Origin of the sequence: Burkholderia dolosa (genome assembly GCF_902499135.1) — a bacterium.
GTDB lineage: Bacteria > Pseudomonadota > Gammaproteobacteria > Burkholderiales > Burkholderiaceae > Burkholderia > Burkholderia dolosa.
Window position 1 is genome coordinate 1 of record NZ_CABVPR010000062.1, and the last position, 22,127, is coordinate 22,127.

A 22,127-nucleotide genomic window follows, 5' to 3' on the forward strand; every position below is an offset into this window, starting at 1 on the left:
CCGGCCGCGCGCAGCAGCCGGCGGCGCGCGTCGTCGGGCGCGGCGGACGCGGGCAGCGGGGCGGCGGTGTCGGTCGCGGTGTCGGTCGTTGTCATTGTCGGTGCTCCGGTCGTGCGGAAGGGCGCTCAGTCGAGCAGGTCGGGTTCGTCGGCGACGACGCGCGCAAACAGGCTGTCGAATGCGTGCAGCGCGCCGTCCGGGCCGCCGATCTGGCCGTGCGTATGGCGTGCAGTCTCGTGATCGATCGGCTGCGGCGTGCCGGCCGCCTCGGCGAGCAGCTGCGTGTGCGCGGCATTGTCGAGCGCGATGTACCACCATGCCGCCGCCTCGACCGTCGGGCCCGCGGTCAGGATGCCGTGGTTTTTCAGGATCACGCCCTTGTGCGTGCCGCCGTCCGGTTTCGCGAGCGCGTGCGCGATCCGCGCGCCTTCGCTCGCGTCGACGACCATCCCGGTGAAATCGTCGAACAGCGCGTGATCCTCGTAGAACACGCACGCGTCCTGCGTCAGCGGATCGAGCAGCCCGTCCGAGCGTCGACCATGCCTTGCCGTACGTCGAATGCGTGTGCGCGGCGGCGACGACGTGCGGATGCGCATCGTGGATCGCCGCGTGGATCGCGAACGCGGCCTTGTTCAGCGGCCGGCTGCCGATCGCGGTTTCGCCGCGCGCGTTGACGAGCAGCAGGTCCGACACGCGGATCTGCGAGAAATGCACGCCGAGCGGATTCACCCAGAAATGATCGGGCAGCTCCGGATCGCGCGCGGTGATGTGGCCCGCGAGCCCGGACGCGAAGCCGAAGCGCGCGAACAGCCGGAACGCGGCCGCGAGCCGCTCCTGGCGATGGCGGCGTTCGGCCGCGACGTCGCCGCGCGGCGCAGACGGTTCGAACCAGAAGTGCTGGCGCGGCGATTCGGCGAGCACGAGGCCCGACGCGGTGCGGGCGATGGTGGACGGAACGGCGGACATCGGATGCGTCTCCGTGATCGTCATGCCGCGTGGCGCGCGGCGTCGCGTGCGGCGACCGCGCTGCGGACGCGCGGAATCAGCTCGCGGCCGTAGTCGAGCGCGTCTTCCAGCGGATCGAAGCCGCGAATCAGGAACGTCGTCACGCCGAGGTCGTAGTAGTCGAGCAGCGCGTCGGCGACCTGTTCGGGCGTGCCGACGAGCGCGGTCGAATTCGACCGCGCGCCGGTCAGCTTCGCGATTTCGGTCCACAGGCGCTTGTCGACGCGCGACCCGCGCTCGGCGGCCGCGAGCAGCCGGCGCGCGCCTTCGCTCTGCTGCGGACTGCCGGTGCCGAGGCCCGCTGCTTCGCGCAGCCGGCGCGTTTCGTCGAGGATCCGATGCGCGCGCGCCCACGCTTCGTCTTCGGTCGCCGCGAGGATCGGGCGGAACGACACCGAGAAGCGCACCTGCCGGCCGTGCTTCGCGGCTTCGGCGCGCACGCGCGTCGTCAGGTCGCGCACCTGGTCGAGCGATTCGCCCCACAGCGCGTAGACGTCCGCATGCTTGCCGGCCACCGCGAGCGCGGCGTCCGACGCGCCGCCGAAGTAGATCGGCACGTGCGGCTGCTGGAGCGGCTTCACTTCCGAATAGCCTTGCTTGAACCGGTAGTGCGCGCCTTCGTGATCGAACGGCTGCGTGTCGGTCCAGATGCGCCGCAGGATGCCGAGATATTCGTCGGTGCGCGCGTAGCGTGCGTCGTGATCGAGGAAGTCGCCGTCGCGCTGCTGTTCGCTGTCCGAGCCGCCGGAGATGAAGTGCACGGCGAGCCGGCCGCGGCTGAACTGGTCGAGCGTCGCGATCTGCCGCGCGGCGAGCGTCGGCGCGGTAAAGCCCGGCCGGTGCGCGAGCATGAAGTGGATGCGCTCGGTCGCGGCTGCCGCGAACGCGATCGTCAGCGTCGCGGACGGGCCCGTCGAGTGGTGCGGCACGAGGATCCGGTCGAAGCCGGCCGTTTCATGCGCACGGGCGAAATCGCGCACGTAGTCGGGATCGACGGCCGGGCCGGACGGCGGATGGATTTCCGACTGCTTCTGGCTCTGGATCATGCCGATGAATTCGACGCTCATCTGGGTCTCCGGTGCAGGGACGGCCCGGCGCGCAGCCGGGCGGGAATGGAGCGCAGATTACCGCCGCGATCATGCGAAACGGAAATAATCAATCCCGATTTGAATATCAGATTTGCATGGTTGGGGCGCGCCGGCGATGCGCATACGCTGTGCGCTCGCGATCGGTCGGCGTGGTGCGGCGCGAGCGGTGCGCGATGTGGCGTGCGTGCGGTGTTCGTGCATGCCGCGAGCGCCGGCGCCACCGCTGCGAATCCGCGTTCGGCGCGGCAACTGCGTCGCATCCTTCGATTGCGGATTCGGCGACGCGCGTTTCGGTTTCGGTTCGCTACATGATCGACGCCACGCAGCGACGCATGCACAAGCGCCGGCCGCCAACCGTCAGCCGGTCGATATCCGCTTTCGCATTGGCATTCGTATTACCGAGGGAACCCGTTCCGATGTCTGCCAGCCTTGCCGCTTCCTCGCCGCGATCGCAGCCTTCGCCGCTGCGTCGTCTGCGCGCCGACGACACGCACATCGCCGCGCTGCTCGACCGTCTCGTGCCCGAACTCGCCGCCGACGCGGCACGCAACGACGCCGAAGGCCGCTTTCCGCACGAGAATTTCGCGCGCCTGCATCGTGCGGGGCTGATCGCGCAGGTCGTGCCGCGCGAGCATGGCGGGGCGGGCGCGACGCTCGCGCAGGCGAGCCGGATCGTCGCCGCGGTCGCGCGCGCGGATCCGGCGACCGCACTGGTGCTGACGATGACGTATCTGCAGCACCGCGCGCTCGGCCGCGCGGACAGCCGCTGGCCGGACCGGCTGCGACGCGCGGTGTTCGACAGTGCGGTGGCCGAAGGCGCGCTGATCAACGCGCTGCGCGTCGAGCCCGCGCTCGGCTCGCCCGCACGCGGCGGGCTGCCCGACACCGTCGCCCGCCGCGACGGCGACGGCTGGCGCTTGTCCGGCCACAAGCTGTACAGCACCGGGATACCGGCGTTGCGCTGGCTGGCCGTGTGGGCGCGCACCGACGAGCCGCAGCCGCGCGTCGGCGTGTTTCTGGTTCCGCATGATCCGCATGCGGGCGACGCGCGGATCCGCGTGATCCCGAGCTGGGACCATCTCGGCCTGCGCGCGTCGGGCAGCCACGAAGTCGTGTTCGACGACGTGCGCTTGCCGGCCGATCACGCGGTCGACGTGCGTGCGCCCGACGCGTGGGCCGTGTCGGCCGCGACGCATGCGGACGCGGACGCGCAGGCCGACCAGCACGCGTGGATGGTCGCGCTGCTCGGCAGCCTGTACGACGCGGTCGCCCGCGCGTCGCGCGACTGGCTGCTCGACTTCGCGACGACCCGCGTGCCGAGCGGGCTCGGCGCGCCGCTCGCGACGCTGCCGCGCGTGCAGGAAGCGGTCGGCGACATCGAAGGCTGGCTGCATGCGAATCGCGTGCTGCTCGACGATCTCGTCGCGCGCGCCGACGCAGGCGATCCGCCAACCGTGACGACGAGCGGCCTCGTCAAGCGGACCGTCACCGAAAACGCGATACGCACGGTCGAGCATGCGCTGAAACTGTCGGGCAATCATGGGTTGAGCCGCAGCAATCCGCTGGAGCGCCACTATCGCGACGTGCTGTGCAGCCGCGTGCATACGCCTCAGGACGATGCGATCGCGGTCGCGGCCGGGCGCGCGGCGCTCGACGCGGCGCGCCGCAGCGATCGACAAGCGGAGGCGGGCCGCGGTGATACGTTCCGCGATGCCGCGCGAGGGCCTGCGACGCGCGATGCGAACGATGCGTGACCGGCAGCGAACGGCGGCGATGGCGGCGACGGCGGACGGCGGCACATCGCGCGCGCGTCGTCCGCTGCATTCATTGCATTCACGCCGCGTCGCCGTGCACATGCGCCGGCACCGCGAACGCGGTGCGCGCCTGCGCGGCGACGGCTTCGAGCGGCGCCGCGAAGCGGGCCGCATCGTGCCGGCGCAGCAGCCACAGATCGATCTGCGGCTTGAAATCGGCGAGCGGCACGATGTCGAGCGCGTCGCGCAGCGGACTGCCTTCGACGAGCGGCAGCGGCATCAGGCCGAGGCCGAAGCCGTTCGCGACGCTCTGCAACTGCAGGTCGCGGCCGTACGTGTCGAGCGTGACGGACATCGGCAGCCGTTGCGCGTCGAGCGCGCGCCGCAGCCCCGCGCGAAAGCCGCAGCCGTCCGGATTCAGCACCCAGCCGCGTGCATGGCAATCGGCGAGCCGGTAGCTGCGACGCGGCCAGTCGCCCTTGCGGCCGACCGCGACGAGCCGCGTCGCGAGCAGCCGCTCGCCTTCGACGTGCGGCGGCAGCACCATCTCGCGCGCGAGGAACACGAGCGCCGCATCGAGTTCGCGGCGCGCGACGCGCTCGACCAGCATGCCGGCCCACGCGGTCGTGACCTGCGGCGCGAGCGCCGGCCATTGCGCGGCGAGGCGCGCGACGAGATCGGGCAGCAGCAGTTCGCCGAGCCCGTGCGTGAGTCCGATGCGCAGCACGCCGGCCGGCGGCTGCCCGCCGGCTGCCAGCTCGCGCAGCGCATCGACCTCGCGCAGGATCGCGCGGCACTGGTCGAACACCTGGCGGCCGATGTCGGTCGGCCGCGGCGGCTTCGTGTTGCGGTCGAGCAGCGTCACGCCGAGCGCTTCCTCGAGGTTCTGCACGCGCCGCGTGATCGCCGGCTGCGTCATCCCGAGCTCGGCCGCGGCCTGGCTCAGCGTCTGGCAGCGGACGACTGCTGCAAAAGCGTCGATATCGCTAATTTTCATGTTTGTTCTGCATGGTATTTCAGGTGCATCATGACGATCCATCATATTCGAAGAGGCACGCGATGAGTACGCCGTCGTTGCAGCACACGCGGTTGCGCCCGTTCGTCGACGGCCTGGACGCATTGCTCGCGTCCGGCGCGAACGAGGCGCGCATCCTGGACGAGGGCCGCGCGCTGCTCGCCGCGCTCGTCGCGCACGACGACTGGCTGCCCGACGCATTCGCGCAGCCCGATCCCGCGCGCTATCGCCAGTACCTGCTGCATCTCGACCCCGACGAGCGGTTCTCCGTCGTCAGCTTCGTATGGGGGCCCGGCCAGACGACGCCGATCCACAATCACACCGTGTGGGGGCTGATCGGGATGCTGCGCGGCGGCGAGTTCTCGCAGCCGTACCGGTTCGATGCGGCGGGGCGGCCGGTGCCGGCCGGCGACGCGGTGCGGCTGCAGCCCGGCGACGTCGAGGCCGTGTCGCCGGGCATCGGCGACGTGCATCGCGTGACCAATGCGTTCGCCGATCGCGTGTCGATCAGCATTCACGTGTACGGTGCGAACATCGGCAAGGTCGAGCGCGCGGTATTCCTCGACGACGGCACCGTGAAGCCGTTCGTGTCCGGATACTCGAACGCATGACGTCCACCCGCCGTTGCCGCCGCGAGCAGCAGATCGACGCTCGCTGCGCTTTCCCGTTTCAACGCTCGATCGCCTTCATCCGAACTCAACCGCATTCGACCGACACACCGTGACGCAATCCGCCGATTCCACTTCCCGTTTTCCCGTCGCGTCGTACCACGACGTACGCGCGCGCCTGCTGGCCCGCGACGAGATCGCGCTGATCGACGTGCGCGAGGAAGATCCTTACGCACAGGGCCATCCGCTGTGGGCCGCCAATTTTCCGCTGTCGAAGCTCGAGCTCGACGCGTGGACGCGGATTCCGCGCCGCGACACGCCGATCGTCGTGTACGGCGACGCCGGCGGCGAAGATCTCGCGCCGCGCGCGGCCGACAAACTCGCGCAACTCGGCTATACCGACGTGCGGCTGCTCGACGGCGGCCTCGCCGGCTGGCGCGCGGCCGGCGGCGAGCTGTTCATCGACGTCAACGTGCCGAGCAAGTCGTTCGGCGAATGGGTCGAGGCCGAGCGCCATACGCCTTCGTTGTCCGCGCAACAGGTGCAGGCGCTGATCGACGCGCGCGCCGACGTCGTGATCGTCGACGCGCGCCGGTTCGACGAATACCAGACGATGAACATCCCGACGTCGACCAGCGTGCCGGGCGCAGAACTCGTGCTGCGCGTGCGCGCGCTCGCGCCGGATCCGGCCACGCAGGTGATCGTCAACTGCGCGGGCCGCACGCGCAGCATCATCGGCACGCAGTCGCTGATCAACGCGGGGCTGCCGAACCCGGTCGCGGCGCTGCGCAACGGCACGATCGGCTGGACGCTCGCCGGCCAGACGCTCGAGCGCGGCGCCGCGCGCCGGTTTCCGGACGACATCGATCCTGCGCTGCGCGACGACGCGCGCCGCGCCGCGCGCGCGGTGGCCGAGCGTGCCGGCGTGCCGCGCATCGCGCTCGCGAACGTCGCCGCGCTCGACGAGCCGGGCCGCACGCTGTACCGCTTCGACGTGCGCACGCCGGAAGAGTACGAGGCCGGCCATCTGCCGGGCTTCCTGAGCACGCCGGGCGGCCAGCTCGTGCAGGAGACCGACCATCATGCGGCCGTGCGCGGCGCGCGGATCGTGCTCGCCGACGACGACGGCGTGCGCGCGGACATGACCGCGTCGTGGCTCGCGCAGATGGGCTGGGATGTGCGCGTCGTCGAACCGGCCGGCATCGGCGCATTCGTCGAGCGCGGCCAGCCGCCGCGCGACGTGCCGACGCCGCCGCGCGCGGCCGAGGTGACGCCGGCCACGCTCGCCGGCTGGCTGGCGGAAGCGGCGCCCGACGAGATCGCGATCGTCGACGTGACGGCCAGCGCGAACTATGTGAAGCGCCATATCCCCGGCGCATGGTTTGCGGTGCGTGCGCAGCTGCGCGATGCGCTCGCGGCGATTCCGCCTGCCGCACGCTACGTGTTCACGTGCGGATCGAGCCTGCTCGCGCGCTTCGCGGCCGACGACGCGCGCGCATGGCTGCCGGCTTCCGCGCAGATTTCGGTGCTCACCGGCGGCACGGCTGCGTGGATCGACGCCGGGTTGCCGCTCGAAAGCGGCGACACGCGGCTGGCGTCGCCGCGCATCGACCGCTACCGGCGTCCGTACGAAGGCACCGATAACGCGGCTGCCGCGATGCAGGCGTATCTCGACTGGGAATACGGGCTCGTCGATCAGCTGAAGCGCGACGGCACGCATCACTTCAGCGTGATCTGACCGTCGCGGCGGCGGCGCGCCGCGCATCGCGCGCGCGGCCTGCAGCGCGCACGCCGGATGCACTACACTTGCGGGAATTTTGCATCGGCCGCGCCGCCGTCGATCGCCGCACGCGCGCCGCTGCGGGGCTCGCGGCCGGCGCGGGCAGCCGGCGCGCTGTGCGTTCCGCGCGCGCCGGACGATCTTTTCGCACCCATGACCACGCATAACGATCCCGCCTATCTGCTCGGCGACCTGCTGAAAAACGTTTCCCGCTCGTTCTATCTGACGCTGCGCGTGCTGCCCGACGGCATGCGCGATCCGGTCGGCCTCGCGTACCTGCTCGCGCGTGCGGCCGACACGATCGCCGACACCGCGCTCGTCACGCCCGATCGCCGCGCGGCGCTGCTGACGGACCTGCGCGACGACATCGAACGGCTCGGCGACGGCGCGGCGCTGTCGCGCTCGCTCGACGACGTGACGCGGATGCAGACCGATTCGCACGAGCACGTGCTGCTTGCGTCGATTCAGCCGATGCTCGCGTTGCTGCGCGCGCAACCGGATGCGGATCGCGCGGCGATCCGCAAGGTCGTCGCGACGCTGACCTCCGGGATGGAATTCGATCTGCGCACGTTCCCCGACGAGCAGTCGGGACGCATCGCATCGCTGCCGACGCGCGACGTGCTCGATCGCTATACGTATCTCGTCGCGGGCTGCGTCGGCGAATTCTGGACCGACATGACGGCCGCGCACACGCGCGCCGCGCGCGGCTGGGACCTGGTCGCGATGCGCGACAAGGGGATTCGTTTCGGCAAGGCGCTGCAGATGACGAACATCCTGCGCGACTGTGCGAAGGACCTGCGCATCGGCCGCTGCTATCTGCCCGACGACGTGCTGCGCGCACATGCGCTCGACGTCGCCGACCTGACGTCGGCCGACGCGTCGTTGCGCGCGCGCGGCGTGCTGGTCGACTTGCTGCACGTGGCGCTCGATCAGTATCGCGACGCGTGCCTGTATACGATCGCGATTCCGCGCCGCTTCGTGCGGCTGCGGCTCGCGTGCCTGTGGCCGATCATGATCGGGCTCGAGACGCTCGAACTGCTCGCGGGCCACGACGCATGGCTCGACCCGGCCAAGCCGGCGAAGGTGCCGAGAAAGCGCGTGTACCGGATCATCGCGTCGTCGCTCGCGATCGTCGGCTCGAATGCGGCGATCCGCGCGCGCGTGACCGCGCTCGCCGATGCGGTCGGCGCACGAATCGCGCAACCCCGCCCGCATTGAATGCCGCCCGCGCGGCGCGCCGGCACCGTCGTTCGTCGGTCGACGTGCGCGCGCCGCTGCGTTCGATATCTGCAGCGATCCCGCGATGCAATGACGAATCGCGCGCGCGAAATGCGCGTGTCACGATCGCCGGCGATGCTGCGCGGTTGCACGAATCGCGACGTCGGGTCGCTTTTGCGCATTCGTAAGACGGTTCGTGCCGAAGGCGTCTGACGACATTGGACGGCCGCGATGCACGCGTAAAAATGTAAAGCTAGGGTTTTCACCGGCAAATGCCGGAAACGCCCGCCGCGTAAGCGTTTTCAGGCACCGTGTAACCGTTTGGTGAACCGCCGCGTTGCGTCGATCATACGACGACCGACTGCAGATATTGGGAAACAATTGGTAATCCGTCAGAATTGCGCCGGCATGTACTCGCACATGTGTCACAAGACCACACCAGAAAAGAATCATTCTTTGAGGACGGAGAATCAATGAAAAAGCGCGTCGCTTTTGCCATGACGGCAGTGGGTCTCGCAGCCGCTACCGCAGCCCACGCTCAGAGCAGCGTGACCCTGTACGGTATCGTCGATAACGCAATCGCCTACCAGAACAACGCGGCGCCGTCGACCGGCGCGACGACCGGCGGCCATTCGAAAGTCTCGATGGGCACCGGCATCTGGGCCGGCAGCCGCTTCGGCCTGAAGGGCAGTGAAGATCTGGGTGGCGGCACGAAGGCGATCTTCCAGTTGGAAGCGGGCTTCAACGCGAACAACGGCGCATCGCAATGGGCGGGCGGCATCTTCACGCGTCAGGCATGGGTCGGTATGACGAACCCGGTCTACGGTACGCTGACGGCCGGCCGTCAGTACACCGCGTACTACACGCTGCTGTCGCCGTACAGCCCGACGACGTGGCTGACGGGCGCATACGGCGCGCACCCGGGCGATATCGATTCGCTGGATACCAGCTACCGCGCGAACAACTCGCTCGTCTACATGTCGCCGAAGTTCTACGGCTTCACGGTCGGCGGTTCGTACTCGTTCGGCGGCGTGCCGGGCAGCGTGAACCGCGGCTCGACGTGGAGCGCGGCGATCCAGTACCTGAACGGCCCGGCAGGCATCGCGGTCGGCTACCAGCGCGTCAACAACTCGACGCTCGGCGGCGGCGCGTGGGGCGACAACTCGACGGTCACGAGCGGCGGCCAGCCGGCCGTGTCGGCGATCAACAACGGTTACTCGACCGCACAATCGCAGCAGCGCCTCGGCGTGACGGCCGGCTATCAGTTCACGCCGGCTTGGGACGTGTCCGTGTCGTACACGAACGTCCAGTACATCCCGGGCGTGGGTTCGTCGTTCCGCAACACGGCGATCTTCAACACGGCAGGCGCCGTGCTGCACTGGAAGGCAGCGCCGCAGTGGGACTTCGCAGCGGGCTACTCGTACACGGCGGCAACGCAGTCGAACGGCATCACGAGCTCGGCCAAGTACCATCAGGTCACGCTGTCGCAGTACTACAGCCTGTCGAAGCGCACGGGCCTGTACGCGCTCGAGGCTTACCAGCACGCGAGCGGCAATACGCTGAGCAAGCTCGGTATCGTGCAGGCAGCGACGACCCAGATCGGCGACGGCGTGGCAGCAGGTGCCGGCCAGAACCAGATCGCGGTCGGCGTCGGCATGATCCACCGCTTCTGAACGTCGCGCGGCGCGCACGCGCTGCTTCCGGCGAGCGGTATGAAGAAACCGGCCTTCGGGCCGGTTTTTTCGTTTACGTCGATGATTTCCCGACGCTCGGCATCACCGATCGAGCGGCGATTTCAGCGGATCGTGCTCGCCGGTCAGCCCGAACACGACGATCTGCGCGGGCTCGGTATCGCTCGCGTTGCGCGACACCTGGTGGCGCGAGCCGGGCGGCTCGTACCAGCCTTCGCCGGCGCGGTAGCGCTGCACCGGTCCGCCGTTTATCTGCGACAGCACTTCGCCTTTCGACACGACCGCGAACACCGAGCCGAGATGCCGGTGCGGTTCGGACGCCTGGCCGGGCGCGTAGTCGACGGTCGCGACGACCGCGAGCTTGCCCGGCGCTTCGGGCACGGCCTGCCGCATGATCGGATGCGCGGCATCGCCGGCGTCGTGCGCATGGGCGGCGGCCGGCACGACGATGCCGAGCGCGAGCGACGCAGCCAGCATCGTGCGGCGAAGAAGGGCGCGCGGATACAGCATCGCGGCCGCCTTATTCCGGCAGTTTGCGGAAAGCGATCGCGAAGCGGTTCCACGCATTGATCGTCGCGATCAGCAGCGACAGATCGAACAGCTCTTCGTCGCTGAAATGCGGCTTCACGGCTTCCCACACCGCGTCGGGCACGTGGTTGTCGGCGATCAGCGTCAGCGCTTCGGTCCATTCGAGCGCCGCGCGTTCGCGTTCGGTAAAGAACGGCGTTTCGCGCCATACGACGACGGCGGCCAGACGGCGCTCGGTTTCGCCGCCGTTGCGCGCGTCGGTCGTATGCATGTCGACGCAGAATGCACAGCCGTTGATCTGCGACGCGCGCAGGCGAACGAGTTCGGCGAGCGGTTTTTCGATCGTGCTCTTCGCGATGAAATCCTCGGCGTTGCGCATCACCTTGATCGCGTTCGGGCTGGCGGCATAGAAGTTCAGGCGCGGTTGCATGGCAGGTCCTCTTTCGGTTGATGCGCACGGCGGCGCGACAGGACCCACTTTAGGCCGCTCACTGGCCTGCTTGAATGACCAATTTCCGGAAAATTCAGGTAACCACCGAAGCGGCCGCGCCGGTTCCGGCGCCCGCGTCGAGCAACGCCGCAAGCTTCGCGAGTGCGGCGTCGATGCGCACCGCATCGATCCCGCCGTATCCGAACAGCAGCCCCGGCCGGACCGGCACGCCGACGTGAAACGCCGAGATGCCGTACAGCCCGATATCGTGCGTGCGCGCCGCGCGCACCAGCGCGGCTTCGTCGAGCCCCGGCTTCAGGCGCGCGGCGAGATGGATGCCGGCGGTCGGCACGATCGGATCGAACCACCGCGCGAGCGCGCCGTGCAGATGCGCGAGCAGCATCTTGCGGCGCGCGGCGTAGTGCTTCTGTACGCGCCGCAGATGGCGTGCGAAGTCGCCTTCGACCATGAAGCGCGCGAGCGCGGCCTGCGTGAGCGTGCACGTGTGCCAGTCGACGATCTGCTTCGCCTTCGCGAGCGCGCCGCGCAGCGCGCGCGGCGGAATCGCATAGCCGATCCGCAGCTCCGGAAAGATCGTCTTCGAGAACGTGCCGACGTACACGACAAGACCGGTGCGATCGAGGCTCTTCAGCGATTCCACCGGCCGGCCTTCGAAGCGGAATTCGCCGTCGTAGTCGTCCTCGATGATCGCCGCGCGACGGCGCTGCGCCCATTCGAGCAGCGCGACGCGCCGTTCGAGACTCATCGGCATGCCGAGCGGAAACTGATGCGACGGCGTCACGTAGACGACGCGCGCGTCGTCCGGCAGCCGTTCGGTCACGATGCCTTGCGCGTCGACCGGCACGCCGACCACCGTCGCGCCGAGCGACGCGAACGCCGCGCGCGCCGGCGGATAGCCGGGATCCTCGACCGCGACGACGTCGCCGGGCCGCACGACCACGCGTGCGATCAGATCGAGCGCCTGCTGCGCGCCTTGCGTGACCAGCACGTCGTCCCAGCCGCAGGCGACCGCGCGGCTGAACGCGACATAGCGCGCGATCGCGCCGCGCAACTGCGGGTCGCCGGCCGGATCGTGATACTGGCCGCGGCCGCGCGCCTGCTGCCGCAGCGCGTGATGCAGGCAGCGCCGCCACGCGTCGAACGGGAACAGCGTCTTGTCGGTCACGCCGCCGCGGAAGTCGAAGCCCGGTGTGTGCTGCGGCGCGGGCATCGCGAGCGCGTCGGGCAGATCGTTCCACAGCGCGCGCACATCGACCGCGTCGATGCGCGGCGTGTCCTCGACGAGCGACGGTGCGGACGTCGGCGACGCATGCGGCACGCGCGCAAGGCCGTCGGCAACGAACGTTCCGTTGCCCGCGCGCGTGTTCAGGAAGCCTTCGGCGACGAGCCGCTCGAACGCGTCGAGCGTCGTCTTGCGCGACACGCCGAGCTGCGTCGCGAGGTCGCGCGTCGATGGCAGCCGCGCGCCGCCTTCGAGGCGTCCGTCGACGATCGCGGTACGCAGTTGCCGGTAGATTTGCCCTGTCAGGTCGTGACGGCCTTCGATGCGGATCGCGATGTCCATTGCAGTGGCTACCTTCAGCGTGGTGTTTTTGTGCCGACGAGGATACCGCAACGGCGTTGCCGGGCGGGCAGCCGCGGAACGGCGCGCGGCTATCGCGGCGTGCTGTCGTCGATTGTGTCGTCGCCGGCGCGCAATTGCGCGACCGTCAGTCCCGAAAACGTCGCTCGGCCTCGCTGCGCGAATACCGCGACGCGGTCCGCATCGCGCGGCGGAAACTTCAGATGGGTGAACGCGACGCGACCGCCGTTCGCGAACGCTTCGCCCGACCCGAGATCGACGACGATTTCGAGCAGCCGCGGCCGGCTGCGCTCGAGCGGAAGAGCAACAACGTGCTCGCGGCTTGGCCCGACCTCGCTGCGAATACCGAGACGCGGTCCACATCGCCCGGCGGAAACATCAGATCGGTGAACGCGACGCGACCGCCGTTCGGGAACGCTTCGACCAACCCGCGATCGACGACGATTTCGAGCAGCCGCGGCCGGCCGCGCTCGAGCGCAAGAACAACGACGTGCTGGCGACCGAGCCCGACTAGGCGCCGCAAAACGCGAATGACGTACGCAATACGCCCGCCGCCTCGTCTTCCCGAAAAGCCCTGCCGACGGCAGGGCTGAACGCGCGTTTACTAGACGACCGGTCTAATCGACGGATATCATCCGTTGCCATAAAAGCGACGACGCCTCGCGGCTCGCGCGCCGCGGCACGTCAGCGACCGAATTGCGAGTCGTGCCGCGCAGCGCATCGTGCAACGAGACGCCGTCGTTTTTTCGGGCTGCGTTCTAGACGACTGGTCTAATAGGTGCGTCGAGTATTTGTCGCGAAGCGGGCCGCACGTTGCCGCGCGATATCGGACTAACCGACAGGCGTGCCGCGGCCGCCGGCTTCATCGACGCGTCGCGGCCCGTTTTTCCCTATTTCGAAGGAGTGTCCGATCATGAAGATTCTCGTCGTCCTGACGTCGCACGACACGCTCGGCGACACCGGCAAGAAGACCGGCTTCTGGCTCGAGGAACTGGCCGCGCCGTACTACGCGTTCAAGGATGCGGGCGTCGAGCTGACACTCGCGTCGCCGAAGGGCGGCCAGCCGCCGCTCGATCCGAAGAGCAGCGACCCGGCCGCGCAGACCGACGCGACGCGCCGCTTCGACGCCGATGCGGCGGCCAAGGCCGAGCTTGCAGCCACGCGCAAGCTGGCCGACGTGTCGATCGACGACTACGACGCGGTGTTCTATCCGGGCGGCCACGGCCCGCTGTGGGATCTCGCCGAAGATCTGCACTCGATCGCGCTGATCGAACGCGCGCTGTCGGCCGGCAAGCCGGTCGCGGCCGTATGCCACGCGCCCGGCGTGCTGCGTCACGTGAAGGATCCGAAGACCGGCGAGTCGGTCGTGCGCGGCAAGCGCGTGACCGGCTTCACGAACAGCGAGGAAGCGGCCGTCGAGCTGACCGAAGTCGTGCCGTTCCTCGTCGAGGACATGCTGAAGACCAACGGCGCGCAGTTCGAACGCAGCGCCGACTGGGCGCCGCACGTCGTGACCGACGGTCTGCTGATCACCGGGCAGAACCCCGCGTCGTCGGAGCCGGCCGCCGAGGCGCTGCTCGCGAAGCTCGGCCGCCGGTAAGCCGGCGCCGCCTGTTCGTTTCGTTTCCGTCGCCGGACGCAGTCGGTCCGGCGGCGGTCCCATCGTTCCGCAGCGTGTGTCGCGCGGCGGATCGCATCGTGTTTTTGCAGAACCAAGCAAAGGAGTGGTGGATGTCTGCCCTGTTCGAACCGTTCAAACTCAAGGATGTCACGCTGCGCAACCGCATCGCGGTGCCGCCGATGTGCCAGTACGTCGCCGAAGACGGCGTCGTCAACGACTGGCATCACGTGCATCTGGCCGGCATCGCGCGCGGCGGCGCGGGCCTCGTGATCGCGGAGGCGACGGCCGTGTCGCCGGAAGGCCGCATCACGCCGGGCTGCGCAGGGCTGTGGAACGACGCGCAAGCCGAAGCGTTCGCGCCGTCGGTCGCCGCGATCAAGGCGGCGGGCGCGGTGCCCGGCATCCAGATCGCGCATGCGGGCCGCAAGGCGAGCGCAAATCGTCCGTGGGAAGGCGACGATCACATTGCCGAAGGCGACCCGCGCGGCTGGCAGACCATCGCGCCGTCGGCCGTGCCGTTCGGCGCGCATCTGCCGAAGGTGCCGCGCGCGATGACGCGCGACGACATCGCGCGCGTGCAGGCCGACTTCGTCGCCGCCGCGAAGCGCGCGCGCGATCTCGGTTTCGAATGGCTCGAGCTGCACTTCGCGCACGGCTATCTCGCGCAGAGCTTCTTCTCCGTGCATTCGAACCGGCGCGACGACGAATACGGCGGCTCGGCCGAGAATCGCGGCCGCTTCCTCGTCGACACGCTCGCGGCCGTCCGCAAGGTCTGGCCCGAGCATCTGCCGCTGACTGCGCGTCTCGGCGTGATCGAATACGACGGCCGCGACGAAGAGACGCTCGCCGAATCGATCGAGCTCACGAAGCGGATGAAGCAGGAAGGGCTCGACATGCTCAGCGTGTCGGTCGGCTTCTCGACGCCCGACGCGCAGATTCCGTGGGGGCCGGCGTTCCTCGCGCCGATCGCGGAACGCGTACGCCGCGAGGCCGGCTTGCCGGTGTCGTCCGCGTGGGGAATCGATACGCCGCAACTGGCCAATCGCGTCGTCGCCGAGCAGCAGCTCGATCTCGTGATGGTCGGCCGCGCGCATCTCGCCGATCCGCACTGGCCGTACTACGCGGCCAAGCAGCTGGGCGTCGAGCGTCCGTCGTGGACGCTGCCCGCACCTTACGCGCACTGGCTCGAGCGCTATCGCGTCGCCGACAAGGCGGCCTGAGCGCAGGGCAGCGCGGTCGCGGCTTCGTCGGACGAGCCGCGGCCGCGCGTGCCGTGGCGGCGCCGATGGATAGAATGGCGGTTCGCGCCGGCTTTCGGCCGGTACGAACCGCCATTTTTTTCATTCAGACAGAGGTGTCATGGGCGCACATGTCCCGTCGTCGCGCGATACGGCCGCCCGCCCGCGCGCGCAGCAGATCGCGCGCGCGATGCTGTACACGGCGTTCCTGCTGCTCGCGTTGTGGGTGATCCGCGATTTCATTCCGGCGATCGCGTGGGCGTGCGTGATCTCGATCGCGATGTGGCCGCTGCTCGAACGCTTCGAATCGCACCCGCTGTTCCGCGATCGGCCGACGCTGATCGCAACCGTGATCACGACCGGGATTTCGCTGCTCGTGATCTTGCCGGTCGCCGCGGGGTTCACCGAGGCGGTCGCGCAGGCGCACGACGTGCGCATGTGGCTGCACACGATCCAGGACAACGGCATTCCGCTGCCGGACGTGGTCGGCCGGCTGCCGTACGGCGCCGCGCAGATCACCGAATGGTGGCAGGCCAATCTCGGTCATCCGCTGCATGCGGCCACCGCGATGCACGGCGTGAACGGCGAGAAATTCATCGCGTTCGGCCGGCAGTTCGGCACGAAGCTCGCGCATGCGCTGCTCGAATTCGGCTTCATGCTCGTCACGCTGTTCGTGATCCTGCGCGCCGGCCACAAGCTGTCCGGCGCGTTGCTGCATGGCGCGCGGCGCGCATTCGGCGCGTCCGGCGCGGAACTGATCGACCGGATGGTCGACGCCGTGTACGGCACGGTGACGGGGCTCGTCGTCGTCGGGCTCGGCGAGGGCGCGCTGCTCGGCGTCGCGTATGCGTTCGCGGGCGTTCCGCATGCGGCGCTGCTCGGGCTCGTCACGGCCGTCGCCGCGATGCTGCCGTTCTGCGCGCCGATCGTGTTCTGCGGCGCCGCGCTGTGGCTGTTCGTGCACGGCGCGACGGTATCGGCGGTCGGGGTCGCGGCGTTCGGCTTCGTCGTCGTGTTCGTCGCCGAGCACTTCGTGCGCCCGGTGCTGATCGGCGGCTCGACGCGGCTGCCGTTCCTGCTCGTGCTGTTCGGCATTCTCGGCGGCGCCGAGACGTTCGGCCTCATCGGCCTGTTCGTCGGCCCCGCGCTGATGACCGTGCTGACGATGCTGTGGGCCGAATGGGTCGCATGACGCGAGCCGCCGCTGCGCAGGCTCGGCGATGCCGCGACGCGGCGGCATACGCGCCGGCATACGCGCCGGCGCCGCCGCCCCGTGAACCGCAACGATTTACCGCGCACAGCCGTTCATGCGTGGATGAAACGCGTGCATCCGCACGTCGATCGCGACATTTCTTTTCGATCCGAACCCAAAGGTCGAGTAGCATGGGGCTTTCGAACGCGCCGGCACGGCGCAGCAGATCTTCCCAAGCATGCGATTGATTCCGATGTCCCGTCGCGCGGCGACGCTGTCGCTGGCGGCAAGCTGCCTGATGCTGCACGGCTGCGCATGGTTCGAGTCGTGGCTGCCGTTCTCGTATTCGCGGATGCCCGTACCGAAGGCCGCGGCCCGGCATGGCGCGACGCGCGCCGACGTCGTGCGCGCCGGCGGCAACCCGCGCAGCGTATGGATGGTCCGCAACGGCAGCGGCGTCTGCTACAACTATCTGCTCGAGCACGGCAGCGATCGCCGGCCTTACTACGTCGTGTTCGACAACGCCGGCGCGGTCACGCAGCGCGGCTTCGACACGTGCATGGACGCCGACCGGAAGGGCCGCCTCGAGCCGCGCTAGGCGATCGTGCGGCCGGCACGGCCGCCGGACGACCGGACGGTCAGGCGATCGTCTCGACGACGCCGCCGTCCACGCGCAACGCCGCGCCCGTCGTCGCGGACGCCTGCGGCGAACACACGTACACGACCAGGTTCGCGACTTCGTCCGGCGTCGCCGGCCGCTGAATGATCGAGCTCGCGCGATGATTGCGCACGAAATCGACCGCGACGTCGTCGACGCTGCGGCCCGTTTCGTCGGCGGTGTCCTTCAGCATCGTGCGCACGCCTTCGGACAGCGTCGGCCCCGGCAGCACCGAATTGACGGTCACGTTCGTGCCGGCCGCGAGTTTCGCGAGTCCGCGCGCGATCGACAGCTGCGCGGTTTTCGAGAAGCCGTAGTGGATCATGTCGACCGGAATGTTCAGGCCCGATTCCGACGAAATGAACACGACGCGCCCCCAGTTGCGTTCCAGCATCCCTTTCAGGTAGTGCCGCGCGAAGCGCACGCCCGACATCACGTTCATCTCGAAGTAATGCGCCCATTCGGCGTCGTCGACGTCGAAGAACGGCTTCGGCCCGTAGATGCCCGCATTGTTGACGAGGATGTCCGCGTCCGGCGTGTGCTGCACGACGCGTGCGACGCCGTCCGCATCGGACAGTTCGGCGGCGACGCCGTCGACGTCCGCGCCGGGCACCGCGGCGCGCAGCTGCGCGAGCGCCGACTGCACCGACGCGTCGCTGCGTCCGTTGACGACGACGCGCGCACCGGCGTGCGCGAGTCCTGTGGCGATCGCCAGCCCGATGCCGGCGGTGGAGGCGGTGACGACCGCGGTCTTGCCTTTCAGATCGATGTGCATGAGCGTTACGAAAGAGGGTGGACGAAACCCGCCGCGCGTGCCGCGGCGGCCGGAACTCCAGCTTAGGCGAATCCGCGCGATCCGGCAGCGAAGCCGCGGCGCGCCGGTTGCATCGTGCGGCGCCGTCTTGTACGGTGTGCGTTCGTCGTTCGTTCCGGGAGCCTGCCGCGTGAGCCGTTCCGTCCACAAAACTGCCGTACCGTCGCCGTTCTGGCGCGATGCCGCGCTGCCGTTCATCGAGGCGCGCACGGTCGACGACGGGCGCGCGATCTGCTACGCGAAGCACACGCACGACACGTTCTCGGTGGGCGCGATCGTCGGCGGCACGAGCACGTATCTGAACGGCGCGACGAACGCGCACGTCGGGCGCGGCGTGCTCGTGATCATCGATCCGGAACAGGTGCATGCGTGCAATCCGTACGGCCCCGATGCGTGGGCATACCGGATGGTCTATGTCGACGTGCCGTGGCTCGCACGTCTGCAGCATTCGCTGGGCCGCGATCCGAATACCGACTTCCACGGCTTTGCGGCGAAATCGACCGAGCGGCGCGACCTGTTCGCGCAATTCGGCCGTTTCTACCGCACGCTCGTCGCGCCGCGCGTCGATCCGCTCGGCAAGGAGAGCGCGGCGGTCGAGTTCTTCACGCGGCTGCACGGCGCGCTCGATCGCGACGTGCCGCACGTACGGCGCGGCGACGACAACGCGAAGCTCGCGCGCGCGGCCGACTATATCGCCGCGCATTGCCGCGACGCCGTCACGCTCGATGCGATCTGCGCGGCGGCCGATCTGTCGCCGTCGTACCTGATCCGTGCGTTCAATGCGCGCTACGGGATGACGCCGCATGCGTTCCTGATCGATCGCCGCGTGCAGTACGCGCGCGCGGAACTGCGCCGCGGCCGGCCGATCGCCGACGTCGCGCTCGACGCAGGCTTTGCCGATCAGGCGCATTTCCAGCGCGCGTTCCGGCGAATCGCCGCTGCGACGCCCGGACAATACCGAAGCGCCGCGAGCTGAGCGCCGCGCCGGCGCGCACCGTCCGAGCGAAGCGCGCTACACGTCGAGCAGATACAGTGCGCTGCCGGCCAGCAGCAGCGCCATCAGCCGATTGAAGATCCGCATGCGCCGCGCGTTCGCGAGCCGATGCCGCAGCGACGCGCCCGCATACGCCCAGCACGCGATCGACGCGAAGCAGATCACCAGATACAGCGCCGCGAACTGCCAGACCTGCGCGCGGTCGCCGTCGGCGACGTACGCGCCCATCGCGGCCACGCACGCGAGCCACGCTTTCGGATTCAGCCACTGCATCGCGGCGCCGGTCGCGGCCGACGGGCCGGTTACGGGCGCGTCGGCCGACAGCCGGCCGTCGTCGAGCGCGAGCCGCAGCGCCATGTACAGCAGGAACGCGATGCCCGACCATTGCGTGGCCGTGGTCAGTACGGGCCAGCGCACCAGCGCCGCGTGCAGCCCGAGGCCGATCAGCAGGAACAGCGCGACGAAGCCGAGCGTCGCGCCGGCCGCATAGCGCAGGCTCGCGCCGAGGCCGTGACGCGCGCCCGCACTGAGCGCGACGATGTTGACGGGACCGGGCGTGATCGACGACGCGAGTGCGAACGCGGCCATCGAAACCAGCATGCTCATCCGTTACCTCCATGCGAATGTCGAAACCGCATGGAGACTAACGGCGCGGCGCGTGCCGGTATTGAAGAAAACTGCCCTCGACCGCGCGCTACGGCAACGCGCTACGGCAACGCGCGGCGCGCGTGCGCGGCCCGCACGTCGTGCACGCGGGCGGAATCGGCCGGGCCGGGCGCGTCGGCGGTGCGCAGCGGGCCGTCCGCGCACGGCTGCGCCGACACCGAGAAGCCGAACGTGTTGATGCCGCCGTCGCACGACACGAACACGCTGCCGCCATGCATCTCGGCGACCGCCTTGACGATCGACAGCCCGAGCCCGTGGTTTTCGTTGCTGTTCGCGCGCGCTTCCTCGAGCCGGTAGAAGCGTTCGAACACGTGCGCGCGCCGCGCCGGATCGATCGGCTCGCCGGGGTTCGCGACGGCCACGTCGACGAGCGCGTCGCGGCGCGCGATCGTCACGGTCAGCGTCGAGCCCGGCACCGAATGCTGGATCGCATTGATCAGCAGGTTCGTCATCGCGCGCCGGAACAGCGACGGGTCGACCGCCGCATGCGCGTCGCCGTGCAGCTCGGCGCGCAACAGCGCTTCGTCGAGCGGGATTTCGAGGAAGTCGAGCATGCGCCGCACCTCGTCCGCGAGCGACACGTGCTTCAGGTCGGTCGCGCGCTCGCCGCGGTCGCTGCGCGACAGGAACAGCATGTCGTTGATGATCACGCGCAGCCGCTCGAATTCCTCGAGGTTCGACTGCAGCGTCTGGCGCATCCGGTCGACCGAGCGGTCGCGGCTCGTCAGCGCGACCTGCGTCTGGCCGATCAGGATGCTGACCGGCGTACGCAGCTCGTGCGCGACGTCCGCATTGAACGCCTCGAGCCGCGCGTAGGTTTGCTGGATGCGTTCGAGCGCGCCGTTGAACGACGCGGCGAGCTCGCGCAGCTCGGTCGGCAGCGCATCGGTGTGCAGCCGCTGGCGGCGGTTGGTCGCGCTGACGGCCGCCGCGTCCTGCGACAGCCGGTCGAGCGGCGCGAGGCCGAAGCGCGCGACCGCGCGGCTCAGCAGCAGCGTGATCACGGTCGCCGTCGCGATCAGCGCGGCGAGCGTCCAGCCGAAGCGGCGCAGCATCCGCTGCGTGCGTTCGCACGAGGTCGCGACGATCAGCTTCAGCGGCGGCCGCTCGCCGCTGCCGGCCACGGCAACCGTCTTCGTCATCACGTCGTAGCTGCTGCCGTTCAGCGCATAGCGCTGGAACGCGCCGGCCGGTTCGCCGACCGGCACGCCGTCGACCGGGCTGCCGAAACGGAACGCGGGATCGGCGCCGTCGACCTGATAGCGCGTCGAGCCGTCCGGCGGCTCGAGATCGGCGAGCTTTTCCTGCATCAGGCGGCCGCGCGCGCTCGTGGTCGCATGCGATACGATCATCTCGGCCACTTTCGCGCGCGTGTCGATCGTCGCGCGCAGCTCGGCGAACAGCTGCCGCTCCATCAGCACGAACAGCCCGCAGCCGACGAGCGTAAACACGAGCAGCGACACGATGCCGAACATCGCGGACAGCCGCAGCGCAATCGAGCGTCTCATGCGCGCCTCTCGCCGTCGCCGTCGTCGCGCGCCTCGAGCACGTAGCCCATGCCGCGGATCGTATGCAGCAGCTTGTCCGCGAACGGGCCGTCGAGCTTCGCGCGCAACCGCTTGATCGCCGTTTCGACGACGTTCGCGTTGCTGTCGAAGTTCACGTCCCACACGAGTTCCGCGATCGTCGTCTTCGACAGCACTTCGCCGCTGCGCCGCGCGAGCACGCCGAGCAGCTGGAACTCCTGCGCGGTCAGGTCCAGACGCGTGCCGTCGCGCGTCGCGCGGCGGCCGATCAGATCGACGCGCAGGTCGCCGATCGAGATCAGCGTCGATTCCTGAACGCGTGCGCGGCGCGTGAGCGCGCGCAGCCGCTCGATCAGCTCGAGGAACGAGAACGGCTTGGTCAGGTAGTCGTCGGCGCCGCCGCGCAGCCCGCGCACGCGGTCGTCGACGCGGTCGCGCGCGGTCAGCATGATCACCGGCGTCTGCTTCTGCGCGCGCAACGCGCGCAGCACGCCGAAGCCGTCGAGCTTCGGCAGCATCACGTCGAGCACGACCACGTCGTAGTCGAATTCGACCGCTTTCCATGCGCCGTCCTCGCCGTCGAGCGCGGTATCGACGACCCAGCCTTCCTCGGTCAGGCCGCTTTTCAGGTATTCGACGACTTTCGGTTCGTCTTCGACGATCAGCACTTTCATGTTCGAATCCGTTGTCCGGGGCAA

At 69.3% G+C, this 22,127-nt stretch carries 19 protein-coding genes and 3 pseudogenes; 10 read left to right on the forward strand and 12 right to left on the reverse strand.

Annotated elements, in window-relative coordinates:
• Nucleotides 1–125 precede the first annotated feature (125 nt).
• Both BUB20358_RS22465 and BUB20358_RS22470 read right to left on the reverse strand, forming a co-directional pair.
• A pseudogene (locus tag BUB20358_RS22465) lies at nt 126–966 on the reverse strand (class II aldolase/adducin family protein).
• 20 nt (nt 967–986) lie between these two features.
• On the reverse strand, nt 987–2,072 hold the full coding sequence (locus BUB20358_RS22470) for an LLM class flavin-dependent oxidoreductase (RefSeq protein WP_035974035.1): 1,086 nt from the start codon (nt 2,070–2,072) through the stop codon (nt 987–989).
• Between the two features lie 437 nt (nt 2,073–2,509).
• On the opposite strand from BUB20358_RS22470, the gene BUB20358_RS22475 reads away from it, so the two are divergent.
• A complete protein-coding gene (locus tag BUB20358_RS22475) occupies nt 2,510–3,847 on the forward strand; it encodes an acyl-CoA dehydrogenase family protein (RefSeq protein ID WP_035974036.1) in 1,338 nt (445 codons plus the stop codon).
• Between the two features lie 79 nt (nt 3,848–3,926).
• Here BUB20358_RS22475 and BUB20358_RS22480 read toward each other — a convergent pair whose 3' ends face one another.
• Entirely contained in the window at nt 3,927–4,844 is a 918-nt protein-coding gene (locus BUB20358_RS22480) for a LysR family transcriptional regulator (RefSeq protein WP_035974038.1), read from the reverse strand.
• 62 nt (nt 4,845–4,906) lie between these two features.
• Here BUB20358_RS22480 and BUB20358_RS22485 point away from each other — a divergent pair, with 62 nt between their 5' ends.
• From BUB20358_RS22485 to BUB20358_RS22500, 4 genes are all read left to right on the forward strand, one after another.
• Entirely contained in the window at nt 4,907–5,473 is a 567-nt protein-coding gene (locus BUB20358_RS22485) for a cysteine dioxygenase family protein (RefSeq protein ID WP_035974040.1), read from the forward strand.
• A 109-nt stretch (nt 5,474–5,582) separates the two neighbouring features.
• Nucleotides 5,583–7,208 carry a rhodanese-related sulfurtransferase gene (locus BUB20358_RS22490; RefSeq protein ID WP_035974041.1) on the forward strand — a complete coding sequence of 542 codons (1,626 nt, stop codon included), beginning with the start codon at nt 5,583–5,585 and terminating at the stop codon, nt 7,206–7,208.
• Nucleotides 7,209–7,403: 195 nt separating this feature from the next.
• A complete protein-coding gene (locus tag BUB20358_RS22495; protein WP_035975247.1) occupies nt 7,404–8,468 on the forward strand; it encodes a phytoene/squalene synthase family protein in 1,065 nt (354 codons plus the stop codon).
• 473 nt (nt 8,469–8,941) lie between these two features.
• Nucleotides 8,942–10,141: a porin gene (locus BUB20358_RS22500; protein WP_035974044.1), complete on the forward strand. Its 1,200-nt coding sequence runs from the start codon at nt 8,942–8,944 to the stop codon at nt 10,139–10,141.
• 102 nt (nt 10,142–10,243) lie between these two features.
• On the opposite strand, the gene BUB20358_RS22505 is transcribed toward BUB20358_RS22500, so the two are convergent.
• The 5 genes and pseudogenes from BUB20358_RS22505 to BUB20358_RS28615 all read right to left on the reverse strand — a co-directional run.
• Nucleotides 10,244–10,669, reverse strand: a complete 426-nt coding sequence (locus BUB20358_RS22505; protein WP_006765835.1) for a cupin domain-containing protein — start codon at nt 10,667–10,669, stop codon at nt 10,244–10,246.
• A 10-nt stretch (nt 10,670–10,679) separates the two neighbouring features.
• On the reverse strand, nt 10,680–11,117 hold the full coding sequence (locus tag BUB20358_RS22510; RefSeq protein WP_006765836.1) for a carboxymuconolactone decarboxylase family protein: 438 nt from the start codon (nt 11,115–11,117) through the stop codon (nt 10,680–10,682).
• Nucleotides 11,118–11,211: 94 nt separating this feature from the next.
• Nucleotides 11,212–12,702, reverse strand: a complete 1,491-nt coding sequence (gene pdxR / locus BUB20358_RS22515) for a MocR-like pyridoxine biosynthesis transcription factor PdxR (protein WP_006765837.1) — start codon at nt 12,700–12,702, stop codon at nt 11,212–11,214.
• Between the two features lie 89 nt (nt 12,703–12,791).
• A pseudogene (locus BUB20358_RS22520) lies at nt 12,792–13,043 on the reverse strand (GH32 C-terminal domain-containing protein); the annotation flags it as partial.
• Nucleotides 13,044–13,105: 62 nt separating this feature from the next.
• Nucleotides 13,106–13,243, reverse strand: a pseudogene (locus tag BUB20358_RS28615) (hypothetical protein); the annotation flags it as partial.
• Between the two features lie 390 nt (nt 13,244–13,633).
• Between BUB20358_RS28615 and BUB20358_RS22530 the strand changes: the two are divergent.
• The 4 genes from BUB20358_RS22530 (at nt 13,634) to BUB20358_RS22545 (ending at nt 17,369) form a co-directional block, all read left to right on the forward strand.
• Entirely contained in the window at nt 13,634–14,320 is a 687-nt protein-coding gene (locus BUB20358_RS22530; RefSeq protein ID WP_035974049.1) for a type 1 glutamine amidotransferase domain-containing protein, read from the forward strand.
• 131 nt (nt 14,321–14,451) lie between these two features.
• Nucleotides 14,452–15,561, forward strand: a complete 1,110-nt coding sequence (locus BUB20358_RS22535) for an NADH:flavin oxidoreductase/NADH oxidase (RefSeq protein ID WP_006765839.1) — start codon at nt 14,452–14,454, stop codon at nt 15,559–15,561.
• A gap of 139 nt (nt 15,562–15,700) precedes the next feature.
• Complete coding sequence (locus BUB20358_RS22540) at nt 15,701–16,771, forward strand: AI-2E family transporter (RefSeq protein ID WP_006765840.1); 1,071 nt, start codon at nt 15,701–15,703, stop codon at nt 16,769–16,771.
• A gap of 238 nt (nt 16,772–17,009) precedes the next feature.
• Nucleotides 17,010–17,369, forward strand: a complete 360-nt coding sequence (locus tag BUB20358_RS22545) for a hypothetical protein (protein ID WP_006765841.1) — start codon at nt 17,010–17,012, stop codon at nt 17,367–17,369.
• Nucleotides 17,370–17,409: 40 nt separating this feature from the next.
• Here BUB20358_RS22545 and BUB20358_RS22550 read toward each other — a convergent pair whose 3' ends face one another.
• Nucleotides 17,410–18,204 carry an SDR family NAD(P)-dependent oxidoreductase gene (locus BUB20358_RS22550; protein WP_006765842.1) on the reverse strand — a complete coding sequence of 265 codons (795 nt, stop codon included), beginning with the start codon at nt 18,202–18,204 and terminating at the stop codon, nt 17,410–17,412.
• A 169-nt stretch (nt 18,205–18,373) separates the two neighbouring features.
• Here BUB20358_RS22550 and BUB20358_RS22555 point away from each other — a divergent pair, with 169 nt between their 5' ends.
• The gene (locus BUB20358_RS22555; protein WP_006765843.1) at nt 18,374–19,219 is read left to right on the forward strand and encodes an AraC family transcriptional regulator; all 846 of its coding nucleotides are present in this window, start codon (nt 18,374–18,376) and stop codon (nt 19,217–19,219) included.
• A gap of 36 nt (nt 19,220–19,255) precedes the next feature.
• On the opposite strand, the gene BUB20358_RS22560 is transcribed toward BUB20358_RS22555, so the two are convergent.
• From BUB20358_RS22560 to BUB20358_RS22570, 3 genes are all read right to left on the reverse strand, one after another.
• A complete protein-coding gene (locus tag BUB20358_RS22560; protein ID WP_006765844.1) occupies nt 19,256–19,843 on the reverse strand; it encodes a LysE family translocator in 588 nt (195 codons plus the stop codon).
• 101 nt (nt 19,844–19,944) lie between these two features.
• Nucleotides 19,945–21,411 (reverse strand): heavy metal sensor histidine kinase, encoded by a 1,467-nt coding sequence (locus tag BUB20358_RS22565; RefSeq protein WP_035974050.1) that lies wholly within the window; start codon nt 21,409–21,411, stop codon nt 19,945–19,947.
• Nucleotides 21,408–22,103 carry a heavy metal response regulator transcription factor gene (locus BUB20358_RS22570; protein ID WP_035974052.1) on the reverse strand — a complete coding sequence of 232 codons (696 nt, stop codon included), beginning with the start codon at nt 22,101–22,103 and terminating at the stop codon, nt 21,408–21,410. The genes BUB20358_RS22565 and BUB20358_RS22570 overlap by 4 nt, the downstream gene beginning before the upstream one ends.
• Between the last annotated feature and the right edge of the window lie 24 nt (nt 22,104–22,127).